The 19,802-nt window shown below is 67.0% G+C and carries 16 protein-coding genes; 8 read left to right on the top strand and 8 right to left on the bottom strand.

Annotated elements, in window-relative coordinates:
* Nucleotides 1–28: 28 nt before the first annotated feature.
* Genes thiE through ybaK form a run of 3 tightly spaced genes read left to right on the top strand, consistent with a single transcriptional unit; the run spans nucleotide 29 to nucleotide 2,252 of the window.
* A complete protein-coding gene (gene thiE / locus LRX77_RS01170; RefSeq protein ID WP_331716120.1) occupies nucleotides 29–754 on the top strand; it encodes a thiamine phosphate synthase in 726 nt (241 codons plus the stop codon).
* A 60-nt stretch (nucleotides 755–814) separates the two neighbouring features.
* Nucleotides 815–1,714 (top strand): fructose bisphosphate aldolase, encoded by a 900-nt coding sequence (locus LRX77_RS01175; protein WP_231831001.1) that lies wholly within the window; start codon nucleotides 815–817, stop codon nucleotides 1,712–1,714.
* 22 nt (nucleotides 1,715–1,736) lie between these two features.
* Nucleotides 1,737–2,252 carry a Cys-tRNA(Pro) deacylase gene (ybaK, locus tag LRX77_RS01180; RefSeq protein ID WP_231831002.1) on the top strand — a complete coding sequence of 172 codons (516 nt, stop codon included), beginning with the start codon at nucleotides 1,737–1,739 and terminating at the stop codon, nucleotides 2,250–2,252.
* 90 nt (nucleotides 2,253–2,342) lie between these two features.
* On the opposite strand, the gene LRX77_RS01185 is transcribed toward ybaK, so the two are convergent.
* Nucleotides 2,343–2,546, bottom strand: coding sequence for a hypothetical protein (locus tag LRX77_RS01185; RefSeq protein ID WP_231831004.1), 204 nt, complete (start codon nucleotides 2,544–2,546; stop codon nucleotides 2,343–2,345).
* Nucleotides 2,547–2,646: 100 nt separating this feature from the next.
* Here LRX77_RS01185 and LRX77_RS01190 point away from each other — a divergent pair, with 100 nt between their 5' ends.
* On the top strand, nucleotides 2,647–3,450 hold the full coding sequence (locus LRX77_RS01190) for an alpha/beta fold hydrolase (RefSeq protein WP_231831005.1): 804 nt from the start codon (nucleotides 2,647–2,649) through the stop codon (nucleotides 3,448–3,450).
* A 25-nt stretch (nucleotides 3,451–3,475) separates the two neighbouring features.
* A complete protein-coding gene (locus LRX77_RS01195; protein ID WP_231831006.1) occupies nucleotides 3,476–5,317 on the top strand; it encodes a sigma-54-dependent Fis family transcriptional regulator in 1,842 nt (613 codons plus the stop codon).
* On the opposite strand, the gene LRX77_RS01200 is transcribed toward LRX77_RS01195, so the two are convergent.
* The 7 genes from LRX77_RS01200 to LRX77_RS01230 form a co-directional block, all read right to left on the bottom strand.
* Nucleotides 5,318–5,863, bottom strand: coding sequence for a DUF779 domain-containing protein (locus tag LRX77_RS01200; protein ID WP_231831007.1), 546 nt, complete (start codon nucleotides 5,861–5,863; stop codon nucleotides 5,318–5,320). It abuts the gene before it with no gap.
* Between the two features lie 237 nt (nucleotides 5,864–6,100).
* The gene (gene exaC, locus LRX77_RS01205) at nucleotides 6,101–7,624 is read right to left on the bottom strand and encodes an acetaldehyde dehydrogenase ExaC (RefSeq protein WP_231831008.1); all 1,524 of its coding nucleotides are present in this window, start codon (nucleotides 7,622–7,624) and stop codon (nucleotides 6,101–6,103) included.
* A gap of 394 nt (nucleotides 7,625–8,018) precedes the next feature.
* Complete coding sequence (locus LRX77_RS01210) at nucleotides 8,019–10,244, bottom strand: NADP-dependent isocitrate dehydrogenase (protein WP_231831009.1); 2,226 nt, start codon at nucleotides 10,242–10,244, stop codon at nucleotides 8,019–8,021.
* A gap of 120 nt (nucleotides 10,245–10,364) precedes the next feature.
* A complete protein-coding gene (gene upp, locus LRX77_RS01215) occupies nucleotides 10,365–11,000 on the bottom strand; it encodes a uracil phosphoribosyltransferase (protein WP_231831010.1) in 636 nt (211 codons plus the stop codon).
* A 68-nt stretch (nucleotides 11,001–11,068) separates the two neighbouring features.
* Nucleotides 11,069–12,388, bottom strand: coding sequence for a uracil-xanthine permease family protein (locus LRX77_RS01220; RefSeq protein ID WP_231831012.1), 1,320 nt, complete (start codon nucleotides 12,386–12,388; stop codon nucleotides 11,069–11,071).
* 105 nt (nucleotides 12,389–12,493) lie between these two features.
* Nucleotides 12,494–13,570, bottom strand: a complete 1,077-nt coding sequence (locus tag LRX77_RS01225) for an AI-2E family transporter (RefSeq protein ID WP_231831013.1) — start codon at nucleotides 13,568–13,570, stop codon at nucleotides 12,494–12,496.
* Nucleotides 13,571–13,646: 76 nt separating this feature from the next.
* Nucleotides 13,647–15,206 (bottom strand): succinate CoA transferase, encoded by a 1,560-nt coding sequence (locus LRX77_RS01230; RefSeq protein WP_231831014.1) that lies wholly within the window; start codon nucleotides 15,204–15,206, stop codon nucleotides 13,647–13,649.
* A gap of 116 nt (nucleotides 15,207–15,322) precedes the next feature.
* Between LRX77_RS01230 and LRX77_RS01235 the strand changes: the two genes are divergently transcribed.
* The 3 genes from LRX77_RS01235 (at nucleotide 15,323) to LRX77_RS01245 (ending at nucleotide 19,788) form a co-directional block, all read left to right on the top strand.
* The gene (locus LRX77_RS01235) at nucleotides 15,323–16,093 is read left to right on the top strand and encodes a TetR/AcrR family transcriptional regulator (RefSeq protein WP_231831015.1); all 771 of its coding nucleotides are present in this window, start codon (nucleotides 15,323–15,325) and stop codon (nucleotides 16,091–16,093) included.
* 82 nt (nucleotides 16,094–16,175) lie between these two features.
* Nucleotides 16,176–18,455, top strand: coding sequence for a 3-hydroxyacyl-CoA dehydrogenase NAD-binding domain-containing protein (locus LRX77_RS01240; RefSeq protein ID WP_231831017.1), 2,280 nt, complete (start codon nucleotides 16,176–16,178; stop codon nucleotides 18,453–18,455).
* Nucleotides 18,456–18,531: 76 nt separating this feature from the next.
* Entirely contained in the window at nucleotides 18,532–19,788 is a 1,257-nt protein-coding gene (locus LRX77_RS01245; protein WP_231831018.1) for an acyl-CoA dehydrogenase family protein, read from the top strand.
* The last annotated feature ends 14 nt before the right edge of the window (nucleotides 19,789–19,802 follow it).

Below are 19,802 nucleotides of genomic sequence, written 5' to 3' on the forward strand. Positions count from 1 at the left end.
TGTAGCGCCCGGTTCGTACACTGGAAACATGACCGTCACGTCTCAGCGCGCTCAGGGCGCCACCGACCCGAACACCTCGCCACGCAGCCGCGAATGGCGACTGAGCATGCTGCATCAGGCGCAGCTGTATCTGTGCACCGACGCCAGACTGGGCACCGGAGACTTCGACGAGTTCGTCGACGCGGCCTACCGCGGCGGCGTCGACGTCATCCAGCTGCGCGACAAGCATCTCGATGCCGGTGACGAGCTCGAGTACTTCGAGCTGTTGGCGGCTGCGGCGCGCCGACACGGGCGGCTCTTCGCCGCCAACGATCGAGCCGACGTGGCCACGCTGGCCGGCGCCGACATCCTGCATGTGGGGCAGCGCGACCTGAGCATCGCCGACGCCCGCTCACTGCTGCCCGGCGACACGCTCGTCGGACTGTCGACGCATTCGCGGGTGCAGGCTGAGCAGGCTCGCCTGGGCGATGCAGACTACTACTGCATCGGGCCGGTCTGGCGCACGCCCACGAAGCCCGGTCGTGCTCCGGTGACCCTCGACGCCGTGCGGCAGGTGCGCGCTCAGGGCCGTGGCGATGCAAAGCCCTGGTTCGCCATCGGCGGCGTGAACGCCGAGACCCTTGAACAGGTGCTCGACGCCGGCGCGCAGCGCATCGTGGTCGTCCGTGCGATCACGCAGGCGGACGACCCCGAGGCCGCTGCTCGCGAGCTGCGAACCGCGCTGCCTCGGCTGCCCGAGCCCGTGACGGCGTGAGATAATGATCGTCGTGTCGCGCGACGGCACCCTGCTGACCAAACAAAGAAAGCGGTGACCATGTCATCAGTGTTCGATGCCCAGTACGAGCGGTTCTCGACCGGCGCCGGCTTCCTGGCCGCGCTCGATCAGTCCGGGGGCAGCACGCCCAAGGCGCTGCGTCTCTACGGCGTGGACGAATCTCAGTACGGCAATGAGACCGAGATGTTCGATCTCATTCACGAGCTGCGCACCCGGATCATCACTAGCCCGGCCTTCACCAGCCAGCGCGTGCTCGGCGCGATTCTGTTCGAGCAGACCGTCGATCGTGAGATCAACGGCGCTCCGAGCGCGAAGTACCTGTGGAACGAGCTCGGCATCGTGCCGTTCCTGAAGATCGACAAGGGGCTCGCCGATCTCAAAGACGGCGTGCAGGTGCTCAAGCCGATCCCGACGCTGCAGCAGCAGCTCGACAAGGCGAACGCGAACGAGGTCTTCGGCACGAAAGAGCGCTCGCTCATCAAGCAGGCCAACGAGGCGGGCATCGTCGCGGTCGTCGACCAGCAGTTCGAGCTGGCCGATCAGGTGCTCGACGCCGGGCTCGTTCCGATCATCGAGCCCGAAGTCGACATCACCGCAGCGGACAAGGCCGATTCCGAGGCGATTCTGCGCGATCAGCTTCTGCAGCATCTTGATGCGCTGCCCGAGGCACGCAACGTGACGCTGAAGCTCTCACTGCCGTCTGAGGCCGGCTTCTACTCCCCGCTCGTCGAGCACGACCGCGTCGTGCGCGTCGTCGCGCTCTCCGGCGGCTACAGCCGCGACGAGGCCAACGCGCTGCTGGCCAAGAACCCGGGCGTCATCGCGAGCTTCAGCCGCGCCCTCACGCAGGGCCTCACGGCCCAGCAGAGCGACGACGAGTTCAACCAGACGCTCGACGCCGCCATCGAGAGCATCTACCAGGCGTCGATCGCCGGCTGAGCAGCACAAGAGATCACCACTGATGGCAGCGAGCAGAGGGCATGGGTCGGCCACGCCGGCGACCCGTGCCCTCGACCGTGCCGGCGTGGACTACCGGCTGCACGGCTTCGAGCATGACTCCGACGACCACCACTTCGGCGACGAGGCCGTCGCAAAGCTCGACCTCCCGGCCGACCGCATCTTCAAGACCTTGGTCGTCGAGGTCGACGGCGCCACATCTCGCAGCCAGGATCTCGCCGTCGGCGTCGTGAGTCTGGACGCCCGTCTCGATCTCAAAGCCATGGCGCACGCTCTGGGCGTCAAACGCTGCCACATGGCCGATCCGCAGTTGGCGCAGCGCCGCACGGGCTATGTGGTCGGCGGCATCAGCCCCTTGGGCCAGAAGAGCCGCCTGCCCATCTTCGTCGACGAGGGTGCCCGCAGCATCGAGACCATGCTGGTCTCAGGCGGCCAGCGCGGGCTCGACGTCGAGCTGAAGCCCGACGACCTCTGCGCGGTTGCCGGGGCCCGATATGCTGCGATCGCCAAACGCGACTGACCTCGTCTCGCAGGTCGCACGGCGCCTGACAACGAGGAGCGGTGACGGCGTCACCTCTGCATGACACCGCCACCGGGGCGAGAGCTCAGGTCAGCTCTCAGAGACGGCAGCCGAATCGCCCTGCGTCGATCCGGCGCGACGGCGCGTGCCGAGCTCTCCGTCGACCTGGTCGGCGAAGTCTGTGCTCTGCGCAGTCATCGGGGACTCATCCTGCCAGATCTGTTCGAGATCAGCATCGAGCCCAGCTTCCTTCCGGGCCTTGCGCCCCGGGTCTTTCTCTCGGTTCGTGCTCATGCCTGCAGTCTAGGCCGGGCGCCTGACACACGGTTCAGAACCACGCGATGATATATCTGTCGGGCCGAAGGCGAATCAGCGCATGAGGTACTCTCCACACATGCAGTCGTTCACCGTGCACTCGTCGCTCGACGGCGTCGAGCTGCGCTGCCGCCGCTTCGCCGCCACGACGCAGACCGCACTCGATCCGGTGATCATGCTGCACGGCACTGCACTCTCGCAGTCGATCTGGCGTGGCATGGGCTGGATCGATCCGCTGCTTCCCGCTCGCGAGGTGCTCACCATGGACCTCCGCGGGCACGGCCGCAGCGGCCGACCGCACGAGGCGGCCGCCTACGGCATGAATCGCTTCGTCGCCGACGTCTGCGACGTGCTGGATGCGGCACAGGTCTCACGAGCCGCGGTCGTCGGCTATTCCCTCGGCGGTCGCATCATGTTCTCGCTCGCGGCCGACCATCCTGCCCGGGTCTCGGCGATGGTGAGTGTCGCCGGCTCGCCCCAGAACTCCCCCGGCGCCTTCGACCGGGTCTTCTTTCCCGGCATCATCGAGACGCTGCGACAGGGCTCCATGAAGCTCTTCGTCGAGCGTTGGGAACGGCACCTCGGCCGCCCCCTCTCAGCGTCGACGGCCATGGCCATGCAGGCGAACGATCCTCTCGCCCTCGCCGCATACATGACGGCAGCCGACCAGGATCGCGGCGTGCCGACCGGCGCGCTCTCCGAGATGCGCATGCCGACGCTGCTGCTGGCCGGGTGTGCGGATGCCGAACGCGAGCGGGCTGCCAGGCTGGCCGCCGCACACCTGCCGCACGCCCGCATCCGTCTGCTGCCCGGTGTCACCCACAGCGGAATTCTGCGTTCGCCGACAGCGTGCCAGGCGACCGCCGATTTCCTCGCTCGGTGAGTGCGGCATCGCATAGACTGCACCCGTGTCCGTCTCATCGTCTCTTGCGCCACTGACCCCCCATGGAGCCGTTCAAGCGCGCCGGCGGCTGATCGACTCGGGTGCCATCGACGACAGCCTGCTGCGACCCGAGATCGCCGACTCCTGGAGACGCTGCCGCGAGGCCGAGGTGCCGGCGCATGATCTGCAGCCGATCTCGCCGATCAGCAGCGTCGCTCAGACGCCGCTGGCGCGGCACTCGACCGAGGCCCTGCAGACGCTGGCCGGCGACCTGAGCGAGGTGAGCGCCGGCGTCGTCGTCGCCGACACCACCGGCAACATCGTCTCAGCGGCGTTCTGCGACATCTCTGGTCGCGACTCGCTCAGCCAGATCAACATGCTGCCCGGCTACTCGTTCGCCGAGGCCTCGGTCGGCACGAACGGCATCGGCACCACCCTCGCGACCGGCCGGCCCACCGCGGTGATCGGCGCCGAGCACTTCAACGATGCATTCCAGCAGTACGCCTGTGTCGGGCTGCCGCTGCGCCACCCGATCAGCGGTCAGCTCATCGGTGTCGTCGAGATGACCACCAAGGCCACCCAAGACGAACTGGCGACCAAACTGATGCGACACGCACTCAGCATCGCGAAGCGGCGCATCGAGCATCGGCTGCTCGACGAGACGACCAGCGAACGTCAGCCCCTGCTGCGCCTGTTCAGCGACCGTGACGCGCTGGCCACCGGGCCGGTGCTCGCCTACGCCGACGGCTTCGAGATCTGCAATACGTGGGCGACCCTCACGCTCGACGTCGAAGACCGGGCCATGCTGCAGCGCACCGCGCAGCGCATGATCACCCAGCACAGCGCCGACCGTCGACAGGTGCGGCTGCACACCGGCGCCGAGTGCGTGATGAAGCCCACGCTGCTGATGTCTTCTGGGCTGACCCAAGACGGTCTGGTGCTCGAGCTCGAATTCATCGGCACCAGCCGGTCACTCGGCATCATCGGGCATGCCGGCACGAGCAGCACGATGCGCCTCGGCGAGAACTATCGGCGCTTCGCCGATGTGCAGCTGCTCTCGGGGAAGTCTCCTCTGTGGCTGCAGACGCGCACCGATCTGGGTGCGGCCCTGCGTCGTCGCGAGTCGGTGCTCGCGGTCGGCGAGACCGGCACGGGCAAGACCTCAGCCGTCGACGAGATCTTCCACCAGCTCAAGCCAGACGGACGCAGCACCGTCGTCGAGCCCGAAGACCTGTACCGTCGCGTTCGTCGCGGCCGCGGCTTCGCCCAGCTGCTCGCCGGGCGCCCAGACCTGCTGATCCTGCGCAACATTCACTCGCTGCCGGCAGAGACCATCGAGCCGCTGGCCCAATTCCTGATCACCCGATCGGCAGACGTGCTCGTCGCCGCGACCTACAACCCCTCGCACATGAGCGACCGCATGCCCTCGGCCCAGCTGCTCCCGTTCTTTCAGCACACCACGCTGATTCCCGCGCTGCGTCATCGACCAGACGACATCTCTGGCATCGTCGAGCAGTTTCTGCAGGTGCTCGCCGGCCACGAGCAGCCGCTGCACGTCGCTGACGACGCCATGGCCGCGCTGACCCAGTCCAGCTGGCCGGGCAACCTCAAGCAGCTGCACGACGTGCTCGCGACGCTGGTCTCGAGCCTCGAGCCGGGTCAGACCGTGCAGCGCAGTGACATTCCGCGTTTCGCCAGTCTCAGCGACCTCATGGTGCTCACCGCCATGGAGGCGATCGAGCGGGATGCCATCGTGCAGAACCTCTACGAGTGCAACCGCAACAAGTCGGCGACGGCACAGGCGCTCGGAATCTCGCGGTCGTCGCTCTACCGCAAGATGCGTGCCTACGGTCTCGAAGACATCTGATCAGAACGTCGGCAGCTGGCAGACCGAGCCGAACTCGCCCTCAAGGTCGACCGGCGGCAGCGCGGCCGGCATGACCGCTCCGGCGTCGACCTCGGCCTTCGTCGGAGCCGGTGCCAGTCGGGCGGCCTCTTCGGGGCTGAAGAGACGACCGCGCGACAGAAACACATAGCCTTCTGGGCCTTCGAGTGAGAATCCTCCCAGGCCCACTCCTTCGGCCACGTCGATCACGACTTGCGTGTGCTCCCACGCCGAGAACTGGGTGCCAGAGATCCAGACTGGCGTGCCCAAGGCATCTGCGCTGCTGCCGTCGCGAACGAAGCCCAGCAGCCGGTCAAGGGGTGAGACGATGTAGCTGCCCACTCTGAAGCAGGCCGGCCCCGACCCCTCGCAGCAGCCGCCGGACTGATGAAAGATCACGTCGCCGTGCTTCTCACGGATGGTGTGCAGCACCGCCGCAGCCGCAGTCGTGATCACGACTCGCGAATGCAGCGCCTGTTCGAGCAGAGCGGCTGGCGTGCCGTCGACTGGCTCAGCGTGTGCGCTCATGATTGACTCCTTCGTCGAGGGCATCGAAGATGCCTGTGCTTCCATCGTGGCGCACGCTCACGTCGAGCGCCAGCCATCGAAGACGATGACGGGGCGAGCCGCCGTTCCGAATCGGAACGATCGGGCACGCCCCGTCATGTCGGTGTCTGAGCCGGCACAGCTGCGGCTCAGCCTGCAGTCACCCCCGCGTGGTCTCGGCCGCCGCGAGCACCGAGATCACACGTGGTGTGCGTCGGTTTAGAAGAAGCCCTGCGGCTTCTCGCTGTACGACACCAACAGGTTCTTGACCTGCTGATACGCATCGAGCACCATCTTGTGGGTCTCGCGACCGATGCCCGATTCCTTGTAACCGCCGAACGCCGCACCTGCCGGGTAGTTGTGGTAGGTGTTCGTCCAGACGCGACCGGCTTGGATGCCGCGTCCCGCTTTGTAGGCGATGTTGCCGTTACGGCTCCACACGCCCGACCCGAGGCCGTAGAGGGTGTCGTTGGCGATCTCGAGCGCCTCGTCGAAGTCTTTGAACGTCGTCACCGAGACGACCGGTCCGAAGATCTCTTCCTGGAAGATGCGCTGCTTGTTGTTGCCCTTGAAGATCGTGGGCTTGATGTAGTAGCCGCCAGCGAGGTCGCCGTCGAGCACGTTGCGCTCGCCGCCGGTGAGCAGCTCGGCGCCCTCCTGCTTGCCGATCTCGAGGTAGCTGAGGATCTTCTTCAGCTGAGCCTCGCTGGCCTGCGCACCGACCTGTGTGGCGGTGTCGAGCGGGTTGCCCTGGATCGAGCTCTCGACGCGGGCGACCGCATCTGGCAGGAAGGTGTCGGCGATCGACTCCTGGATCAGCGCGCGCGACGGGCAGGTGCAGATCTCACCCTGGTTGAGCTGGAAGAGCGCGAAGCCCTCGAGCGCCTTGTCGTAGAAGTCGTCCTTCTTGTCGGCGACGTCTTCGAAGAAGACGTTCGGGCTCTTGCCGCCGAGCTCCAGCGTTGCCGGGATGATGAGGTTCGCGGCCTGCTGCGCGATGAACCGGCCGGTGGTCGTCGAACCGGTGAACGCGATCTTGCGGATGCGGTTGCTCGACGTGAGGGCGGCACCTGCCTCGGCGCCGAAGCCGTTGACGATGTTCAGCACGCCTGCGGGCAGCAGATCTTCAATCGTCTTGATCAGCTCGAGCAGCGACACCGGAGTCGACTCTGCAGGCTTCAAGACGATGGTGTTGCCGGCGGCCAGGGCGGGAGCGATCTTCCACGCGGCCATCAGGATCGGGAAGTTCCAGGGGATGATCTGGCCGACGACGCCCAGCGGCTCTTTGAAGTGGTAGGCCACCATGTCGCTGTCGATCTCGTTGGTGTTGGTCTCCTGCGCACGGATCGCAGCGGCGAAGTAGCGGAAGTGATCGGCTGCCAGCGGAATGTCGGCGGCGAGGGTCTCGCGCACCGGCTTGCCGTTGTCCCACGTCTCGGCAACGGCCAGCTTCTCGAGGTTCGCGTCAATGCGGTCGCCGATCTTCCAGAGGATGTCGGCGCGCTCGGTGGCCGAGAGGCTGCTCCACTTCGGGAACGCCTTCCAAGCGGCATCGAGTGCCTTCTCGATGTCGGCGCCCTTGCCGCGTGCCACCTTGGTGAAGACCCTGCCGGTGACCGGAGTGATGTTCTCGAAGTACTCGCCGTCTGCCGGTGGCACCCAGGCGCCGCCGATGAAGTTGTCGTACCGCTCCTGGAACGTGATCAGACTGCCCTCGCTGCCGGGCGCTGCATAGATCGTCATGATGCTCCTTCTTCGCCTCGTCGCCGGATCTCTCTGACCCGGCGGCCTCGCGGCCATCTTTGGCCGCACATGACTCATTCTGACAGTGCGGAAAGGGGAAACAACCTGTGTATACGATGTCGGACGCGGTCGTGTCAGAATGGCACATTTCGGTTCACCCGCAGGAACCTTTCGCCGACACTTGGCGGAGTGAACGACCGATCAGCCGGATCGCCGGCGCAGCGACCGTCGACAGCGACCGCCCCAGCCCCGAGACCGCCCCAGCCCCCGAGACCCCCTAGGCCCCAAACCGCGCAGACGCGAAACGCCGGCATCCGCGTTCTGCACGTGGATGCCGGCGTCTCGTGGGATCAGGTGCTCAGCGTCGGCTGCTCGCCGCCGCAGGCTGCACCGTTCAGGCGCGGCCGATCGAGTCGATGATCTCGTTCAGCGCCACGGAGGGGCGCAGCGCAGCCGAGGCGAGGGCGTCGTCAGGGCGATAGTAGCCGCCGATGTCGACCGGGCTGCCCTGCACTGCGAGCAGGTCGCCGGTGATCTGCTGCTCGCCTTCGACCAGGGCCTCGGCGACGGGCGCGAAGAGTGCTGCGAGCTCGGCGTCGGCTGTCTGCTGCGCCAGGTTCTCGGCCCAGAATCGAGCCACGTAGTAGTGGCTGCCGCGGTCGTCGATCTCGCCGACCTTGCGCGACGGAGAGCGATCTTCGTTCAGGTAGCGTTCGGTGGCCTGATCGAGAGCGTCGCCCAGCACCGCAGCTCGCGGACTGTCGGTCTTGCGAGCGTGGAACCGCAGGCTCTCGCTGATGGCGAGGTACTCGCCGAGGCTGTCCCAGCGCAGATGGTTCTCGGCCAGGAACTGCTGCACGTGCTTGGGCGCCGAGCCGCCCGAACCGGTCTCGAACAGACCGCCGCCGGCCAGCAGCGGAACCACAGACAGGGTCTTGGCGCTGGTGCCGACCTCGAGAATCGGGAACAGATCGGTCAGATAGTCGCGCAGCACGTTGCCGCTGGCCGAGATGGTGTCTTCGCCGGCGCGGAAGCGCTTGAGTGTGAACTTCGTGGCCTCGATCGGCGAGAGCACACGGATGTCGAGCCCGTCGGTGTCGAGGTCGGCGAGGGAGGCGTTCACCTTCGCGATGAGGTTGCGATCGTGGGCACGGCTGTCGTCGAGCCAGAACACCACCGGGGTGTCGGAGAGACGGGCACGGGTGACCGCGAGTTTGACCCAGTCGCGAATCGATTCGTCTTTGGCCTGGCCGCCGCGCCAGATGTCGCCGGCCTCGACGTGCTGCTCGATGAGCACCTCGCCGGCCTGGTCGAGCACCTGCACGGTGCCGGGGCGCTCGATCACGAAGGTCTTGTCGTGGCTGCCGTATTCTTCGGCCTTCTTCGCCATGAGACCGACGTTGGGAACGCTGCCCACCGTGGTGGGATCGAACTTGCCGTTGCGCACGGCGTCTTCGATGGTGGCCTCGTAGACCCCGGCGTAGGAGCTGTCGGGGATGACTGCGAAGGTGTCGTCTTCGGCACCGGTCATGTCCCAGAGACGACCGCCGTTGCGGATCAGCGCCGGCAGCGAGGCGTCGATGATGACGTCGCTCGGCACATGCAGGTTGCTAATGCCCTTGTCGGAGTTCACCGCCGAGAGGCGCGGACCGTTCTGGTAGCCGGCCTCGATGGCCTCACGCACGCCCTCGCGAATGTTCTCGGGCAGCGAGTCGATGCCGGCGATCACGCCGCCGAGACCGTTGTTCGCACTGATTCCCGCAGCTTCGAGCGCGTCGCCGTACTGCTCGAACAGGTCGGGAAAGAACGCACGCACCACGTGACCGAAGATGACCGGGTCGGAGACCTTCATCATGGTCGCCTTGAGGTGCACCGAGAAGATGACGCCGGCATCCTTCGTCTGCCGAATGGCCTGACGCAGGAATTCGTCCAGAGCCTTGGCACTCAGGAACGTGCCGTCGAAGACCTCGCCCTCGAGAACCGGGATCGATTCTTTGAGCACTGTGACCGTGCCGTCGTCGCCGACGAGCCGCACCGTGAGGTCGTCCGCCTTCGACAGCACGACCGACTGCTCGTTGTGACGAAAGTCGTGGTCGCTCAGAGTGAGCACGCGCGTCTTCGATTCGGGCGACCACTCGGCCACCGAGTGCGGGTGCTTGCGCGCATAGTTCTTGACCGCGGCCGGCACGCGACGATCGGAGTTGCCCTCGCGCAGCACCGGGTTGACGGCCGACCCCTTGATCTTGTCGTAGGCGGCGCGAACGGCCCGCTCGTCGTCGTCTGCCGGTTCGTCTGGATAGTCGGGCACGTCGAAGCCCGTGTTCTGCAGCTCGGCGACGGCGGCCTTGAGCTGAGGCACCGAGGCCGAGATGTTCGGCAGCTTCAGGATGTTGGCCTCAGGCGTCTTGGCCAGCGCACCGAGCTCGGCCAGCGCGTCGCCCACCTGCTGCTCTGCAGGAAGGCGATCGCTGAACGCTGCGAGAATACGGCCGGCCAGCGAGATGTCTTTCGTCTGCACGTCGATGTCGGCGGTCGAGGTGAACGCCTGCAGAATCGGCAGGAAGGAATACGTGGCGAGCAGCGGAGCCTCGTCGGTGTGCGTATAGATGATCTTCGCCATGGATGAACTGTCTCCCTTGATCAGGTTCGGTGAGGTCTTTCGCCCTGCGAAAGACCCGTGGAACTTCCGCATCCCACGATACCGGATGCCATGAGGCGGGACTGACAGCCTCGAGACGGATCAGTCGATGGTGCCGTAGAGCCGATCGCCGGCATCGCCGAGGCCCGGAACGATGTAGCTCTGATCGTTCAGCCCCTCGTCGACGGCGCCGAGCACCACGGTGAGATCGCGGCCTTCGAAGTGCTGCTCGACGGCGGCGACACCCTGCGGTGCTCCCAAGATGCAGATCGCCGTCACCTTGCGCGCCCCGCGCTCGAAGAGGTAGTCGATCGCGCCGATCAGCGAGCCGCCGGTGGCGAGCATCGGATCGAGCACGAAGCAGGCACGATCGCTGAGGTCGTCGGGCAGGCGCTTCGCATACGTCGTGGGCTGCAGCGTCTGCTCGTCGCGCACCATGCCCAGAAACCCGACCTCGGCGGTGGGCAGCAGCTTCGTCATGCCCTCGAGCATGCCGAGGCCGGCTCGCAGAATCGGCACCACCAGTGGCAGCGGGTGCTGAAACCGCACGCCGGTGGTCTCGGCGACGGGCGTCGTGACCTTCACCGCTTCGACGGCCACGTCGCGGGTTCCCTCGTAGGCCAACAGCGTCATGAGCTCTTCGACGAGCTGACGGAACACCGGCTGAGGGGTGCTGCGGTCGCGCAGCACGGTCAGTTTGTGGTCGATGAGGGGATGATTGGGAGTGATCAGGCGCATGCTCTCAGCCTAGTCGTGTCGTGGTCATGGGGATGTCACGGCCGGGCTTGCTCCCCGGCTCACGAAGGTCAGTGCGCGGCTTCGTCGATGCGGTCCGTGCTCGCCGGAGAGACCGGCGTCGTGCTGCGCCCGCCGCGCACCCGGGTGACACCGCGCATGACGTGGTAGACGGCGATGGCGGCGAAGGTGCCCAGCGCAATGCCGCCGAACACGAGGTCGCCGGCCTGCCAGGTGAAGTTCGCGATCGCGATGATCAGCGAGACGCCGGCGGTGGTCAGGTTGATCGACTTCGAGAAGTCGACCTTGTTCTCGACCCAGATGCGCACGCCGAGCACGCCGATCATGCCGTAGAGCACCACGCCGGCACCGCCCAGCACGCCGGCGGGCACTGTGGCGATCGCCGCGCCGAACTTGGGAAAGAGGCTGAGCAGCACGGCGACGACGCCGGCCACCCAGTAGGCCGCGGTCGAGAACACCTTGGTCGAGGCCATTACGCCGATGTTCTCGGCATAGGTCGTCGTGCCGGAGCCGCCGCCCGAGCCGGCGAGCACCGTGGCGAGACCGTCGCCGATCAGCGCACGGCCGATGTTGTCATCGAGGTTTCTGCCGACCATCATGCCCACCGAGCGCACGTGGCCGATGTTCTCGGCGATCAGCACGAAGACGACGGGCACGAACAGGCCCAGCGTCGAGACGTGGAAGGTGGGGGTCTGGAAGTGCGGCAGACCGAACCAGGCAGCGTCGGCGATGGCTGAGAAGTCGACCTCGCCGCGCAGGATCGCGGTGAGGTAGCCGATCAAGACGCCGAAGAGAATCGAGAGACGACCGAGGAACCCGCGGAAGAGCACGCCCCAGAGGATGATCGATCCCAGCGTCACCAGTGCCGTGACCGGGGCGATCTCGAAGTTCGCCTTCGCGCTGGGCGCGAGGTTCAGGCCGATCAGCGCCACGATCGCGCCGGTGACGACAGGCGGCATCAGCCATTCGATCCATCGCACGCCGGCCCGCTGCACGATCAGGCCGATGACGAACAGCGTCACACCGGCGATCACGACGCCGCCGAGCGCGCCCGCATACCCGTGCTCGCTCTGCGCGGCGGCGATCGGAGCGATGAACGCGAAGCTCGACCCGAGATAGCTGGGCACGCGGTTGCGGGTCAGCAGCAGAAAGATGATCGTGCCGAGACCGGAGAAGAGCAGGGTCGTCGCCGGCGGAAAGCCCGTCAGCAGCGGCACCAGGAAGGTCGAGCCGAACATGGCCACCACATGCTGAGTGCCGATGCCGATCGTGCGCGGCCAGGTGAGTCGCTCATCGGGGGCAACCGCCTCACCCGGGCCGATGTGCACGCCGTCGCCGTGCAGCCGCCAGTCGAAAGCTCCTCGAGCCATGTCGTCTCCTCAGGGTCGCGATGTGGCGAACAGTCGTGGAGCCTGCCACGCCGATGGAAGATTCTACGCGACGTGCGTTGCCGGCAGGTTTCGGGCCAGGTCTGCTCAGCGCTGCTCCTGAGCGGGCACGATCACGCGATTGACGATGATCAGGATCGAAGCGGCCACCGGGAACGCGACGAGGGCACCCATCAGCCCGGCGAGCGTCGCACCGACCATCGCACCGATCAGCACGAGAGAACCGGGGATGTTCACGCTCTTGCCGACGATGCGCGGCGTCAGGACGTATGCCTCGACCTGCATGTAAATGATGAGGCAGACGGCCACGAGAAGCGCGGTGAGCGGGGAGCCGAGCAGGGCCACGGCAGTGATCAGCACGGTGCTGATCACGCTGCCGATGAGCGGGATCATCGTGACGAACAGCGCGAGCACGGCGAGCACCAGCGAGAACGGCACGCCGAAGATCGTCATCACGATCAGGCTGAAGACCGCGTTGCAGAATGCGAGCACGACCATACCGCCCAGGTAGCTGCCGACTGACTCGGTGATCTCTTCGGTGATGTCCATGACGTTCGCCCGCTTCGACTTCGGCACCAGCAGCGAGAACGCCTGCTTCATGCGGTCGAGCGAGACGACGAAGTAGAGCGTGAGAATCAGCACGAAGGCCGTGCCCGTCACGGCGTCGACGACACCGCGCCCGACCTCTAAGGCGCCGCCGCCGACGCCCCACCAGAAGTCCGGGCTGGTGACCTGCGTCTCGATGCTCTGCAGGGTCGTGGTCGCCGCGCCGTTGAACTGCTCGTCCAGGTTCAGGAACCAGGGTCGCTGGCTCACCTCGTCGAAGCTCTTCGGCGCCGTGTCGACGAACTGGCCAATCTGCTGCACGATGCCGGGCACGATCATCCAGATGACCATGCCGAAGATCAGCAGACCGGCGCCGATCACCGTGCCGAGCGCCAGCGGGCGCCTCATGCCTCGGCTTTCGAGCCAGCGGATCACCGGCTCGAGCCCGAGCGTGATGAAGAGCGCGAAGAACACCAGGGTCAGCGGTTTGATGATCGCGACGATGCCTGCCGCCAGCAGCACGGCGAGCAGCACGCCGACCGTGGTCGAGAAGCCTGATCTCACGCCCGGGCCACGAGGCAGCCACTTCGCGCGCGTGCGTGGTTCTGGGGTCGACATGTGATCCTCCCGGTTGCAGACGTCTGCTCTCAGCGTAGGGCGTGCCGGCGGCGCAGGATCTCAGCGACCGGGATGCTCAGCCGGGAATCATGCTCCCGGTTCGTTCGAAGCGGTCGTACCAGCCGAAGGCCTCGGCGAACAGGTGCGGCACATGACCGCCCCGCTGGCTGGCTCGCTCGAGGTAGTCCTGCAGCAGCGGCCGGTAGTCGGGGTGGGCGACGTTCTCGATGATCACCCGTGCACGCCGCACAGGGCTCAGACCGCGCAGGTCGGCCAGCCCGCGCTCGGTGATCAGCACCTGCGTGTCGTGCTCTGTGTGATCGACGTGCGACACGAACGGCACGATCTTCGAGATCGATCCGCGCTTCGCCGTCGAGGGGCTGATGAACATCGAGAGGTACCCGTTGCGTCCGTAGTCTCCCGACCCGCCGAGTCCGTTGACCACGTTCACTCCGTTGACATGCGTCGAGTTGACGTTGCCGTAGATGTCGGCCTCGACCATGCTGTTCATGGCGATGACGCCGAGCCGTCTGATCAGTTCGGGATTGTTCGAGATCTCCTGCGGGCGCAGCACGATGCGATCACGGTAGAACGAGATGTTGCGCTTGACCCGGTCGAACATCTCGGGGCTGAGCGCCAGCGCCGTCGCCGAGGCGAACGAGACGACGCCCGAGTCGATGAGTTCGATCATGCCGTCCTGGATCAGCTCGCTGTAGCACTGCAGATCGCGATAGCTCGAATTTGCGAGCTCTGCGAGAACCGCATTGGCGACGTTGCCCACGCCGGACTGCAGCGGCAGCAGGCTGCCCGCCGGCACACGCCCCGCGCGCACTTCGTGATCGAGGAACTCGAGGATGTGCCCGGCCATCGCTCGGCTGGCCTCGTCAGGCGGGGTGAAGCTCGGACTGTCATCGGGCAGATCGGTCTCGACCACGGCGACGACTTTCTGCGGGTCGACGGTCAGGTGCGGCCGACCGATGTGCTGGTCGACGTGCTCGAGCGGAATCGGGGTGCCGTGCAACGGCAGTCCGGTGTTCTGGTAGATGTCGTGGGCGCCGTCGAGCTCGATGGGCTGCCACCGGTTCACCTCGATGATCACTTCGTCAGCCTCGTCGAGCCAGGCCTGGTTGTTGCCGATCGAGCTGCCGGGCACCAGTTCCCCGGTCTCGGTGATCGCAGCGACTTCGACGACGGCGGTGTGAACGCGACCGAAGTAGCCTTCGCGCACCTGCTGCGCGAGCCGAGACAGATGCACTTCGACATAGTCGACGTCGAGTGCGTTGATCTGGCGGCGCAGTTTGGGGTCGGCGTTGTAGGGCACGCGGCCGGCGACGACGCCGGCGTCGGCGAGCCGACCGTCGAGATCGGCCGCGGTGGACGCTCCGCTGAGCAGCGTGAGCGCGTACGGGTGCCTGCCGTCGCCGTTGGCCCGTCCGGCCTCGTCTGCCAGGTCGGCGAGGGCCGGCAGCACCGCTTTGGGATGGCCCGCTCCCCCGAAGCCGCTGATCGCCACCGTTGCGTCGGGCCGAATGAGCTCGGCCGCCTGCCGAGATGTGCGAAGAAGCTGTCGGAAGCGTCGGTCAGCGACCCGCGTCGTTGCGGAGGTCTGAGCCGTGAAGATGTCGAGGTTCGTCATGCTCGGCACTCTAAGCACGAGCGCACCGGTTGGGAAATGCTATACGACACTGCGTGTCATAGCACACGGGATGCGGTACCATTCTCCGGGTGGCCTCTGCGTGGTAGCGTGACCCAATGAGCACCGCATCACTGAGTCGAGTCGAAGTGGCCGATATCGCCCTCGCCTTGTTCACCGCCCGTGGCTATGACGAGGTGAGCGCCGCAGACATCGCGGCAGCCGCCCACATCTCGCGCAGCACCTTCTTCCGCCAGTTCGGCACCAAAGACGACGTGATCTTCGCCGACCACGATGACATCCTCGAACAGGTCGACACGTTCTTCGCCGAGCGCCTGCGCGGCGACGTGGTCACCGTCGACGCCCGCACAGACGTGATCGACGCCGCGCTGCTGGTGTTCGATCGCTTTCTCGCCCGCCTGCCCAGCATCCGCTCTCGTGATCGCATCGTACGCGCGACACCCAAACTGCGCGACCGCGAGATCGTCACCATCACCCGCTACCAGAAGGCGTTCGACCGGTACCTGCGAGAGCAGCTGCCGGCACTGCGACACATCGAAGCGCTGCAGTTCGCCGATATTGTCGCGACGACCCATAACGCCGTGCTGCGGCAGGCCATCCGAGACCAGCTCTCGCCCGACCAGGCCCGTCGAGACCTGACGGCAGAGCTCGATCGACTGCTCGCCCTCTTCACTCCGGGCCACGCACCCCAGCCGTCGACAGCGCCGGCACAGGCGGCCGCCATCGGCGAGACCCACGACCCCTCACGCCAGTCACCCGCAGCAGACGCCGGATCGGTCGTCGTGGTCTTCGACGTCGACGCACCGATGTCCACAGTCGGCCGAGTGGTGCAGCAGGCGCTGCAGCAGCATCGCCAGAATCGTATCTGAAACTCCGTCTCACTTGCGATGCGACTTCGTCTCATGCCATGCTCGGATGCAGTCCGATGACGCGCGAGAGGAATCAGCCCCCATGTCAGCATCCAGTCCAGCATCAGCGACCGCCGAGGCGCCGGTAGACTTCGCCTTCGATGTGCGCACCGTGAGCGCTCCGAGCGACGCCGGCAACGATGCCGCGGGCAGCGGCCACTCGTTTCGCATCGGCATGATCACGATGCGGCCGACTGCGAAGCTGCTCGTCTGGTCAGCCGAGGCGATCACCGCGTTCGAGCGCTACCTGCACACGCTCCCGGGTCACATTCGCGACGCCGACCTCGACGCTCTGGTCTTCACCGCTGCGGGCAGCGTGTTCGGCGCCGGTGCCGATCTCAGCGAGTTTCAGCGGGTCGCGACCCCGGCCGAGGCGACGGAGTCGGCCGCACGTGCCTTTCGCGCCTTCGCCGGCCTGCTCGCTCTGCCGGTGCCGACGTTCAGCCTGCTGAACGGCGCTGCCCTCGGTGGGGGTCTCGAGGTCGCGCTGCACACCGACTTTCGCCTGGCGGCCGCCGGGGTCACCGGCATCGGCCTGCCCGAGCTCAGTCTGGGGCTCGTGCCCGGCTGGGGCGGCCTGACCTGGCTGACCGCTCTGGTCGGCCCAGACGTCGCGGCCCGCATCGCCGTCGTCGACTCACTGGCCGGCAGGAGTCTCTCAGCCGCCCGGGCTCGCGATCTCGGAGTGATCGACGCCGTCGTGCCGGCTGATCGGCTGACGGATGCATCGCTCGATTTTGCGGCGGGCGTGCTGGCCGGCAGCGTCGCGGTGCCCCGTCGACCGGCCGAAGGGGCAGGCCTCTGGAAGGCGGATGACGTGCGTGCCCGGGTGCGGCGACGCATTCCCACCGATCTGCCTGCGGTGGATGCTGCCGTCGAGCTGATCGGGCGTGCCACTTCGCCGCTGCCGGGCTGTACTGCCGCGGCGGGAGTGCCCACGGCATCCGCGGGTCTCGCGACGGCGCGCGAACGCATCGCGACCTACGCCCGCTCCGAAGCCCCGACCGAGCCGCTCGCCGAGGCGACCGTCGAGGCCTTCGGCCGCCTGCTGCTGACAGACGAGGCACGGGCGAGCATCTATGCCTTCTTCACGCTGCAGCGGGTTCGGCGCGCGGCGCGCCCCGGCGGCGCCCAGCTCGACATCAGACAGGTCGGCGTCGTCGGCGGCGGGCTCATGGCCACCCAGCTCGCCGTGGTGTTCGCCACTCGTCTGCGGGTGCCCGTCGTGGTCGTCGAAGTCGATCAGGATCGCGCCGATCTGGCGTCGTCGCGCATCGACATGCTGCTGGAGCAGGCACGCGATCGAGGCACTCTCGACGAGGCCTCCCATGCCCGAGTGCGGGCCCTGGTCACGACGGCGGCTGACCGGGAGAGGCTCGTCGGCAGCGACGTCGTCATCGAGGCGGTCTTCGAAGATCTCGCGGTCAAGCAGCAGGTGTGGCGTGAGGTCGAGGCGCTGGTCTCACCACAGACCCTGCTGCTGACGAACACGTCCTCGCTGCTCGTCGGCGACCAGGCGGGCGTGCTGGAGCACCCAGAGCGCCTGATCGGCTTTCACTTCTTCAACCCGGTCGCGGTGCTGCCGCTGGTCGAGCTGATCCTGCCGAAGGGCGCCACGGCCCACGACGAGGCCGCCGCACACCGTGTCGCCGACACTGCGCTGAGCCTCGCGGCCCGACTCGGCAAGACGGCCGTTCACGTCGCGGATCATCCGGGCTTTCTCGTCAACCGGCTGCTCTCACGGCTGATCGGCGACGCGCTGCACCTCATCGATTCCGGGTGGGACGTCGCAACAGTCGACGGCGCACTGGTCGGCGACGGCCTGCCGATGACCCCGCTGACGCTGCTCGACTACATCGGGCACGGCGTGCAGCTGCACATCTTCGAGACGCTGCACGCCGCCTGGCCGGCGCGGTTCCCGGTGAGCGCGAGTCTGCAGCAGATGGTCGAGGTCGGCGGGCGCAGCCGTCTGCGCTACCTCACCGCTGCGGGCGAGCTCACGCCAGAGGCCGCCGAGGCCATCGCGACGGCACGAGCCCGAAGCGCCCAGTCGGCCGAGACGCCTCGAGCCGCCAGGCACGGCGATGCAGCCGAGGCCCGGGGCCTGCTGCTCGACGGCCTGGCTCAAGAGGTCAACCTCGTGCTGGCCGACGGAACGGCCGAGAGCCCTCAGGCCGTCGACGCCGCACTCATGCTCGGGGCGAACTATCCTCGGCACACCGGCGGTCTCATCCCGCTGCTCGACCGCTCGGGTGCGAGCCGTCGGGTGACCGGCGGCGACCTGCTGCCGCGCGGCACCGCGAACGTGCCCGAGCAGCGCTGACGCCCTCCGCCTCATCTCATCGATTCACGCTTCGGCACGCGAACGACCCCGTGCCGGGCTCTCTGAAAGGACCACCATGACCACTGCCGACGCTCAGACACAGACCGAGACCGAGACCGAGACCAGCCGCGCTCCCCTGCCGCCGCTGCCGGAATACGACGTGCTGCAGGCCCTCGACACCGACTATTACGGGGTGTTCGCCGACATCCCGGCCGCTGATCGGGTCTTTCTCGATCGCGCGCGACAGTTCACCGCCGAGGCGCTGCCCCTGATCGACGACGCGTGGGACAAAGGCGAGTATCGTCTCGAGTTCGCTCGGCGCCTGGGCGAGCTCGACCTGCTGACCGATGGTGTCGAGGGCCCCGGTCTCACCCCGATGTCTGCGCTCGCCGCCGGCCTGGTCGCCGCCGAGGTGCACCGCTGCGACGGTTCGCTGGGCACGATCATCGCAGTGCAGGGCGCGCTGGCGCTGCGCACGATCGCCATGTTCGGCGGTGACGAGCAGAAGGCCGAGTGGCTGGTTCCACTCGCCCGCGGCAAGAGGCTCGGCGCCTTCGCCCTCACCGAGCCCGATCACGGCAGCGACTCCGTGGCACTGGCCACATCGGCTCGCCGGGACGGCGACGACTGGATCATCACGGGTCGCAAGAAGTGGATCGGCAACGGTTCGGTCGGCGACGTCACGGTGACCTGGGCGCGCGACGAAGAGGGCGACGTGCGCGCCTTCCTCGTTCCCCAAGACGCACCCGGCTATCACGGTGAGACGATCCGTCGCAAAGGGTCGCTGCGTGCCATCCATCAGGCCGAGATCACCTATGACAACGTGCGGGTGCCCGCCGACGCTGCGCTGCCCGGCGCGCGCTCGTTCGCAGACACCAACCGTGTGCTCGCGGCGACCCGTCTCGGCATCGCCTGGTCGGCGCTCGGCCATGCTCAGGCGATCTTCGAGTCTGCGCTGCAGTACGCACGGCAGCGCGAGCAGTTCGGGCGCACCCTCGGCGACTTCCAGATGGTGCAGGAGCGACTCGTGCAGATGCTCTCAGAGCTCACCACGATCCAGCTGCACCTGCGCACGCTGACCGATCGCGAGACCGCCGGCACCATGCGCCCGCAGCAGGCGTCACTCGCCAAGTACGTGGCCACCCGCGGTGCCCGGCGCATCGCACAGATCGGTCGCGACATGCTCGGCGGCAACGGCATTCTGCTCGACTACGGCGTGATGCGGCACTTCACCGACATCGAGGCGCTGCACACCTACGAGGGCACAGAGAGCGTGCAGGCTCTGCTGGTCGGCCGCGATCTGACCAGACACAGCGCGTTCAGCGGCCGCTGAACCGAACGGCGACC

The sequence above is a fragment of the Pseudoclavibacter sp. 13-3 genome, from assembly GCF_021168475.1.
In the GTDB taxonomy this organism is placed as follows: domain Bacteria; phylum Actinomycetota; class Actinomycetes; order Actinomycetales; family Microbacteriaceae; genus Pseudoclavibacter_A.